The organism is Streptomyces sp. NPDC054872 (assembly GCF_053610705.1).
Genome location: NZ_JBSGYY010000001.1, coordinates 413,657 through 421,969 on the forward strand (window position 1 = coordinate 413,657; position 8,313 = coordinate 421,969).

General features: G+C 71.1%; 8 protein-coding genes. 6 read left to right on the plus strand and 2 right to left on the minus strand.

Going from position 1 to position 8,313, the window contains the following annotated elements:
* Window positions 1-15: 15 nt before the first annotated feature.
* From ACWGIH_RS01790 to ACWGIH_RS01805, 4 genes are all read left to right on the plus strand, one after another.
* Complete coding sequence (locus ACWGIH_RS01790; protein ID WP_453445944.1) at window positions 16-1,437, plus strand: citrate/2-methylcitrate synthase; 1,422 nt, start codon at window positions 16-18, stop codon at window positions 1,435-1,437.
* 74 nt (window positions 1,438-1,511) lie between these two features.
* Window positions 1,512-2,651 carry an acyl-CoA dehydrogenase family protein gene (locus ACWGIH_RS01795; protein WP_453445943.1) on the plus strand — a complete coding sequence of 380 codons (1,140 nt, stop codon included), beginning with the start codon at window positions 1,512-1,514 and terminating at the stop codon, window positions 2,649-2,651.
* Window positions 2,648-4,123 (plus strand): amino acid adenylation domain-containing protein, encoded by a 1,476-nt coding sequence (locus ACWGIH_RS01800; RefSeq protein WP_453445942.1) that lies wholly within the window; start codon window positions 2,648-2,650, stop codon window positions 4,121-4,123. The genes ACWGIH_RS01795 and ACWGIH_RS01800 overlap by 4 nt, the downstream gene beginning before the upstream one ends.
* A 56-nt stretch (window positions 4,124-4,179) precedes the next feature.
* Window positions 4,180-4,713 carry a flavin reductase family protein gene (locus tag ACWGIH_RS01805; protein ID WP_453445940.1) on the plus strand — a complete coding sequence of 178 codons (534 nt, stop codon included), beginning with the start codon at window positions 4,180-4,182 and terminating at the stop codon, window positions 4,711-4,713.
* 77 nt (window positions 4,714-4,790) lie between these two features.
* On the opposite strand, the gene ACWGIH_RS01810 is transcribed toward ACWGIH_RS01805, so the two are convergent.
* Window positions 4,791-5,507 (minus strand): thioesterase II family protein, encoded by a 717-nt coding sequence (locus tag ACWGIH_RS01810; RefSeq protein ID WP_453452774.1) that lies wholly within the window; start codon window positions 5,505-5,507, stop codon window positions 4,791-4,793.
* A gap of 23 nt (window positions 5,508-5,530) precedes the next feature.
* The gene (locus ACWGIH_RS01815) at window positions 5,531-6,382 is read right to left on the minus strand and encodes a 4'-phosphopantetheinyl transferase family protein (RefSeq protein WP_453452772.1); all 852 of its coding nucleotides are present in this window, start codon (window positions 6,380-6,382) and stop codon (window positions 5,531-5,533) included.
* 204 nt (window positions 6,383-6,586) lie between these two features.
* Between ACWGIH_RS01815 and ACWGIH_RS01820 the strand changes: the two genes are divergently transcribed.
* Entirely contained in the window at window positions 6,587-6,856 is a 270-nt protein-coding gene (locus tag ACWGIH_RS01820) for an acyl carrier protein (RefSeq protein WP_365816191.1), read from the plus strand.
* A 50-nt stretch (window positions 6,857-6,906) separates the two neighbouring features.
* On the plus strand, window positions 6,907-8,256 hold the full coding sequence (locus tag ACWGIH_RS01825; protein WP_365816193.1) for an NAD(P)/FAD-dependent oxidoreductase: 1,350 nt from the start codon (window positions 6,907-6,909) through the stop codon (window positions 8,254-8,256).
* The last annotated feature ends 57 nt before the right edge of the window (window positions 8,257-8,313 follow it).

The following is an 8,313-nucleotide window of genomic DNA, read 5'->3' on the forward strand; positions in this document are numbered from 1 at the left end:
AAGGAGATGCCCCACGTGCATCCCGTCATCAGCACGCTCTCCCGGGTCTTCGACATGCCGTCGGAACACATCGGCGACGAACTGCGGCTCCGCGCGGTGGCCAGCTGGGACAACCTCACGGCCGTCGAGCTCCAGGTCCACCTGGAGCATGAGCTCGGCACCACACTCGACAACGGTCTGATCGAGCACATTGAGTCCGTGGGCCAGCTCCGCGCGTTCTACGACGAACGCCTCGCCGAGCTCTCCACGTCCGACGAGCTGGCGGAGATCGACATTCCGCAGGACGCGTCGGCCGTGACCCCCGCGCTGCCCCGCATGCAGCGCCCCGACCCCGAGCGGACACCCGCCGTGGCGGACATGATCGTCGGCGAGACCGGTATCTCCGAGGTGGACCCCGACCGCGGCAGGCTCGCCTACCGCGGGTACCCCATCGAGGAACTGGCGGGCCGGGTGACCTTCGAGGGGGTCGTCCACCTGCTGATCCGCGGCTGGCTGCCCGACCCCGACGAGCTGCGCGCCTTCCGGGCCAGGCTCGCCGCGGCCCGTGAGCTGCCCTCCATGGTGGCCACCAACCTCGTGCTCAACGCCGGGTGCAGTACGTCATCGGTGCTGCGCACAGCGGTCTCCGCGCTCGCGGTCGCCGCCGAGGCCGACGCCGACCCGGCCGCGCACATCGGCCTCGGCGAACGCCTGATCGCGCGCATCCCGACCATATTCGCCATCCAGCAGGCCGCCCGCACCGGCCGCCGGATGATCAGCCCCGATCCCGAGCTCTCGCACGCCGAGAACATCCTCCACATGCTGGACCTGCCCCGCGACCCGGAACGCGTCCGCCTGGTCGACCTCTGCCTGGTCCTGCAGGCCGAACACGGCTGCAACGCCTCGGCGTTCGCCGCCCGGGTCGCGGCGGGCACCGGCGCCGACACCTTCGCCGCCATCACCGTGGCACTCGCCACGTTCACCGGACCGCTGCACGGCGGCTCGGCGAACCAGGTGGTCGACCAGGCCCAGGAGACGGAGAACCCCGACGCGGCCGCCGCCTACCTGCGGGGCCGTGCCGATCAGGCCGCCGCCGTACGCACCCGACCGGTGCCGTACGCGATGGAGGATCCCCGGGTCGGGCCGCTGCGCGAGGCGGCCCGCGGCTTCCGGGCGAGCCCCGGCCGCGACCACGTCCTGAAGGTCCTGGACGCGGTGCGCGCCGCCGCGCACCCCTCCAAGGGGCCCCGCCCGTACCTGACCGTGGACTGCTACGCGGCCGCGATCTACCACCTCCTCGGCATGCCGTCCGACCTCTTCGTCCCGATGTTCGCCGCCGCCCGGGTGCCCGGCTGGCTCGCCCATGTCGAGGAACAGCGCGCCCAGCAGGGGCGCATCCACCCGCGGCTGCGTTACGTCGGCCCGCGGAACCTGCGCCACCTGCCCGGCCCCGCCTGACGGCACGCGGCACCCACCACTCACCCAGATCCCGACGCGGGAGGGAGCCCCTTCCCCGTACGACAGGAGCAGATGTGGAGTTCGGCTGGAACGAGGGCCAACAGGCCCGCTACGACGAGGTGCTGGCAGCCACCCGGGCCGCCTTCCCCACCGGGCCCGGCTCGGGCCACGGGTTCTACACCCGCAAGGACTGGCTGCGGCTCGGCGAGATCGGGCTGCTCGGCGCCCCTCTGCCCACGGAGGCCGGCGGTCAGGGGCTCGGCGCCCTGGACACCGCGCGCGTCGTCGAGGCGGTGGGCCGCGGCTGCGCGGACACCGGCCTGGTCTTCGGCGCCGCCGCGCACACCTTCGCGTGCGCGGTGCCGGTCGCGGAGTTCGGCAGCGCCGCCGTACGGGAGCGGCTGCTGCCCGAGCTGGCCGCCGGACGGCTGATCGCGGGCAACGCGATGACCGAACCGGACGCGGGATCGGACTCCTCCAGGCTCGGCACGATCGCCCGTCCCGTGGACGGCGGCCTCGTGCTCAACGGCACCAAGAGCTTCGTCAGCAACGGTCCGGCCGCCGATGTGTACGTGGCGTACGCGACCGTCAATCCCAAGGCCGGGTTCCTCGGCGTGACCGGCGTCGTCGTCGACCGGAACACGCCCGGCGTCGTCGTGGGTGAGCCGCACGAGAAGATGGGCATGCACTCCTGCCCGGCCGGTGCGATCACCTTCGAGGAGTGCTTCGTCCCCGACGAGAACGTGCTCGGCGGTGTGGGCCAGGGCGCGGCGATCTTCCAGCACTCCATGGGCTGGGAGCGGGCCTGCCTCTTCGCCCTCTACGTCGGGCTCCTCGAACGGCTCGTCGAGAGGTGCGTGCGGCACGCCACCGAGCGGCGCCAGTTCGGCAAGCGCATCGGCGAGTTCCAGTCGGTGTCCCACCGGATCGCCGAGATGAAGCTGACCCTGGAGAGCGCCCGGCTCCTGCTGTACCGCGCCTGCTGGGAGATGGACCAGGGCAACCCGGCCGTCCTGGCGATCGCGCTGTCCAAGCTCGCGGTGTCCGAGGGCGTGCTCGCCGCCGCCACCGATGCCGTACGGGTCTTCGGCGGACGCGGCTACCTCCGCGACGACGGCATCGAGGCGGCCCTGCGCGACGCCGTGCCCAGCACGATCTTCTCCGGCACCTCGGACATCCAGCGCCAACTGATAGCGAAGGAGATAGGACTGTGAGGCTCCACCAGCTCGTCATCGACTCCGCCCGCCGCACCCCGGAGGCACCGGCCGTGCGGTCCCCTCAAGGGGTCTACAGCTACCGGGAGTTGGATGCTCTCGCGGACCGGTATGCCGCCGCGCTGCACCGGCGCGGGGTGCGGCCCGGCGACCGGGTCGTGCTGTGGAGCCACAAGACCCTGGAGGCGATCGCCCTCATGCAGGGCGCGCTGCGCGTCGGCGCGATCTACGCCCCGGTCAGCGCCGCCAACCCCGCCGCGCGCGTGCGGCGGATATCCGACAGCTGCTCCCCCGCCCTCGTGGTGGCCGACAGCGACGGCCTGCGCCGCGCTCACGCCGGCGACTGGCCCGCGTCGGTGCCGCTGGTCGGATTCGCCGACCTGGCGCAGGAGGCCACCGCGGACGACGCCCCGGCGGCGTACGAGAACGAGGCCGACGAGCCGGCCTACATCCTCTACACGTCGGGCTCCACCGGGGAGCCCAAGGGCGTCTGCATCAGCCACCGCAACGCCCTCTCCTTCATCCGCTGGGCCGCCGCCGAGATCGGCGTCACCCCCGACGACCGGCTCTCCAACCACGCGCCGTTCAACTTCGACCTCTCGGTCTTCGACCTGTACGCCGCGTTCCTCACCGGCGCCTCGGTCTTCCTGGTGCCCGAAGGGCTCGCGTACGACCCGGTCCAGCTCGGTGCGCTCCTGCGCCGCGAGGAGATCAGCGTCTGGTACTCGGTGCCGTCCGCGCTGACCCTGATGATGCAGCGCGGCGACCTGCTCGCCGACGAGCCGCCCAAGGCGCTGCGCGCCTGCGTCTTCGCCGGTGAGCCGTTCCCGATCCAGCAGGTGCACGAACTGCGCAAGGCCTGGCCCGATGTGCGGATGTACAACTGGTACGGGCCGACCGAGACCAATGTCTGCACCAGCTACGAGGTCACCGACCGCGACCTGGGCAGCACCCGCCCGCTGCCCATCGGCACCGCGGTCTCCGGTGACCTGATCCGGCTGCACCCGCCGCGCTCGCGCGAGGGGGAGATCGTGGTCACCGGACCGACCGTCATGCTCGGCTACTGGGGCCAGGAGCCCCAGAAGGGCGCCTACTTCACCGGTGACATCGGGCGGATGGGCGCGGACGGGATGCTGGAGTACGTGGGGCGCCGCGACCACATGGTGAAGGTGCGCGGGCACCGCATCGAGCTCGGTGACATCGAGGCGGTGATCGCCGACGCCCCCTCGGTGACGTCCGCCGCGTGTGCCGTGGTGGGTTCCGGCCTCGACGCCAAACTGCACGCGTTCGTGGTGGCGGAGGGTGACGAGCGCCCCGGGCTCCTGGAACTCAAGCGGGACTGCGCCACCCGGCTTCCCCTCTACATGGTGATCGACGCCGTGCACGTCGTGCCCGAACTCCCCCTGACCGCCAACGGCAAGACGGACCGGCCGGCGCTGGTCGCCGCGCTCGCCGACAGCGCTCCGCGGTAGCCCCGGTGTCCTCCCCCGGACTGAGCCGCCTCGGACTCACAGACGAGGATTCATACATGCCCGATCAACTGGACGTCGCGGACGCCGTGTTGGACCAGGTCGACCTGAACACCTTCCGTTCCGTCATGGGCTCCCTGCCCACCGGCGTCAGCGTGGTCACCAGCGTGACGGCCGACGGGGAACCACGCGGACTGACCTGCAGCGCGGTGTGCAGCGTCTCGGCGTCGCCGCCGCTGCTCCTGGTCTGCGTCAAGGCGCCGAGCGCGACGCTGGAGGCCATCCACCAGAGCTCGGTGTTCGCGGTGAACTTCCTCTCCGCCGACATGACGGCGCTGGCGCGTACGTTCGCGTCGTCGGTGCCGGAGCGCTTCTCGGACGTCGCGTGGCGGCCCGGCGAGCGCACCGGCGCACCGCTGCTCGGCTCCACCGTGGCGCTCGCCGAGTGCATCCTGACCAGCAGCCATCTCGCCGGCGACCATCAGGTCCTGATCGGCCGTCTGGTGCACGGCGAGGCCAGCGCGGCCAGGACGCCCCTCGCCTACTGGCGCACGCAGTTCTCCGAGGTGCAGCCGCAGGGGCTCGCGAGCTGACCCGCCGAGCTGAGACACGACCGAACGCCGTCGGCCTTCCCCTTGAGCGGGGGAAGGCCGACGGCGTCGGTCGTGTCTCAGCTCGGCGGCAGGGCGGCGAGGACCTTGGCGACGTACGCGTGGAACTCCGGTGTGTCGAGGATGAAGTGGGCGCCGGGCAGCCACTCGGTGCGTACGTCGCCCGTGCCGTGGTTCTCCCAGTCGTGCAGTCCCGCGTCGTCGACCATCGGGTCGTCGCGGCCCGCGCACACCCACAGGGGGCAGTCGAGCGGGGCACCGGGCAGCGCCTCGTACGTCTCCGAGATGGTGAAGTCGGCCCGGAGCATGGGGATGAAGAGCTTCACCAGCTCGGGGTTGGCGAACACCTGCGGCGGTGTGCCGCCGAGTGCGCGGACGGCGTCCAGGAACTCCCGCGCCCCCAGGGGGTGGATGTCGGGCAGGATGCGCCGGGCGGTGGGGCCGTTGCGTCCGGCCAGGATGACGGCCACCGGCGCCCTGCCCAACGCGGCCCAGTAACGCGCCAGTTCATAGGCGAAGGCCGCGCCCATGCTGTGCCCGAGCAGGACGTAACGCCCGCCGGTGTGCGGGGCCGAGGTGCGCACCAGGTCGTCGAGCACGGCGCCGAAGTCGTCCCGCGGCGCCTCGCGCATCCGGGCGCCGTGGCCGGGGAGCTCCAGCGGGGCGGAATCCACGTGCGGAAGGGCCGCCCGCAGGCTCGCGAAGACGCGGGCGGCGCCGCCGGCGTGGGGCAGGCAGATCAGGGCCGGCGGCGCGGTCGAGGGTGCCGGGGACATCGGTTCGGACGATCGGGGGCTGCTCAGCTGCATGACGGACCTCCACGGTCGGGAACGGTCTGGCGGCCGGGGGCCTCGGGGACCCCGGCGACTTCGGGGAGCACCGGCGGGGAAGGTACGGGCAGGGCCGGCGGGACGCTGGGGATGCTGCCGGGCGCCATGTGGAAGGCGCGCACCAGGCTGCCGCCGTCCGCCACGGCCACGGCGGCCCTGAACTCGGGCCCCAGGTCGATCAGTTGCAGCGCCCAGGTGCGGGTGGCCGCCTGGGCGGGCAGCGCGTGGACGGGGACGGGTCCGGAGCGCCGCGCCCCGGGAACCACCTGAATGGCCGTCAGGTCGCCCGCGAGGCCGCTGCCGATCGCCTTGAGTACGGCTTCCTTGCAGGTCCAGTGGGTGAAGAGGCCGCTCTGTGCGGCGTCTTCGGCGGTCTGGGGCCAGCGAGCCGCCTCCCAGGGCGAGAGCACCTGGCCTCGCATGCCCGCCGGGTCGTGCAGGGTCGTGATGCGCTCGACGTCGACGCCCACGGGGCCGTCCCGGGTCACCGCGACCAGCGCCATGCCCTCCGTGTGCGCGAGGCTGACCCGCAGGCCGGGATCCGACGCCACGTACGGCTTTCCGAACTCGCCGGTGGTGAAGGCGACGTGCGGCACGCGCAGCCCGGTGTACGCGGCGGTGACGGCGCGCAGTGCGGCATGCGCGCAGGCGTGCAGGGCCTGCTGGGACGGCACGACGCGTTCGCAGCGGCGGAGCTCCGCGGGTGTGAGCAGGGCGAGGCAGCGCTCGACCACCGCCTTGCGTCCCGGCCCAGGTGGTGGCTCGCGCACCGCCCAGACGTGTGCTTCTCCGGTGGGTGGACCGTGCCGTTCCCCGCTCATGGCGCCTCCAACTACGCGACCACTGCTTTGTGTTGGGCCCTTGACGATGAGCTCAACACTAGTAGAGTTCATCAGGAAATGAAATCACCGGGCGTTGAACTCCCCGAGTGTTGAACTCCTTCCTCAGGGTTCCCCCGGCGGCTCCAAGTGCCTCCCCGGCAGCGGAGCGTCCCGCCCGTCATCAGCATCTTCAGGAGGTACGGCGTGGCCAGTGACCGTGACGAACTGATCGGCCGGCTCACCGAGTTCATCCAGGAACGGCTTCTGTCCGAGCCGGACCCCAAGGGCATAGCTCCGGACACCCCGCTGCTCGAGTGGGGGATTCTCACCTCGATCAACACCGCCCAGCTGCTCACCTTCATCCGGGACGAGCTGGGCACCAACATCCCGCCGACCGAGCTGACCGGGACCAACTTCCAGAACCTCGACAGCATCACCGACCTGCTGCTGTCCCTCGGCTCTCCCGTGCACTGACCGCGACCACGGCGCAGCACACCGACCGAACCCTTGAAGAGGAGCTCACGTTGTCCGCAAACTACGACTACGACATCGGCATCATCGGCGGCGGTCCGGCCGGCGCGACCGCCGCTTCCTACCTCGCCAAGGCGGGCCTTTCCGTCGTGGTCTTCGAGTCAGAGACCTTCCCGCGCGAGCACGTCGGTGAGTCGCTGGTGCCGGCCACCACGCCGGTCCTCATCGAGACCGGCGCGATAGACGCGGTCGAGGCGGCGGGCTTCCCCAAGAAGTACGGCGCCGCCTGGACGTCGGCCGAGGACCGCGACATCGACCACATGGGCTTCCAGGGCCTGGACCACGACTTCCGGGCCGCCGAGGTGCTCTTCAGCGAGCGCGACCAGGCGGGCGTCGACCGCGACTACACCTTCCACGTCGACCGCGGCAAGTTCGACCAGATCCTCCTGCAGCACGCGGAGAGCCTGGGCGCGAAGGTCTACCACGGGGTGCGCGTCAACCGCGTCGACTTCTCCGAGCGCGACCGCCCCATCATCCAGGCGAAGGTCGGCAACCAGCCGATCGGCGTGCCCGTGCGCATGGTCGTCGACGCGAGCGGCCGGCGCACCATGATGGGCAGCCAGCTCAAGGTCAAGGTGCCCGACCCGGTATTCAACCAGTACGCGGTGCACACCTGGTTCGACAACTTCGACCGCAAGGCGCTCGCGGTCAACAAGGAGCAGTCGGACTACATCTTCATCCACTTCCTGCCGCTGACCGACACCTGGGTCTGGCAGATCCCGATCACCGACACCATCACCTCGGTCGGCGTCGTCACCCAGAAGTCCCGCTTCAAGGAGGCCAAGGACGACCTGGAGACCTTCTTCTGGGACACCGTCGGTTCACGTCCCGCGCTGTGCGACGCGCTCAAGAACGCCCAGCGCGTCAAGGAGTTCAAGTCCGAGGGCGACTACAGCTACGCGCTGACGCAGATCGCCGACGACTCGCTCATCATGATCGGTGACGCGGCCCGCTTCGTCGACCCGATCTTCTCCAGCGGTGTCAGCGTGGCCCTCAACAGCGCGCGCCTGGCGGCCAACGACATCATCGCGGCGCACGAGGCGGGCGACTTCCGCAGGAAGCGCTTCGACACGTACGTCGACACCCTGCGCAGCGCCGTACACAACTGGTACGAGTTCATCTCCATCTACTACCGCCTGAACATCCTGTTCACGGCGTTCGTGCAGGACCCCCGCTACCGCCTGGACGTGCTGAAGATGCTCCAGGGCGACGTGTACGACGGGGAGCCCAAGGCGCTCGCCGCCATGCGGGAGATCGTCACGGCGGTGGAGAACGATCCGAACCACCTCTGGCACAAGTACCTCGGGGAGCTCAAGGCGCCCACGGCGGCGGCGAAGTTCTAGACCGTACGGCCGCCGCACACCGGGTGGCGCGGACACCACTCGCGCCACCCGGACCTC

Excerpts from the sequence above, each read along its gene's own strand:
- ACWGIH_RS01805 (WP_453445940.1), top strand. The coding sequence starts at position 4,180 with ATGCCCGATCAACTGGACGTCGCGGACGCCGTGTTGGACCAGGTCGAC.
- ACWGIH_RS01810 (WP_453452774.1), bottom strand. The coding sequence starts at position 5,507 with ATGTCCCCGGCACCCTCGACCGCGCCGCCGGCCCTGATCTGCCTGCCC.
- ACWGIH_RS01815 (WP_453452772.1), bottom strand. The coding sequence starts at position 6,382 with ATGAGCGGGGAACGGCACGGTCCACCCACCGGAGAAGCACACGTCTGG.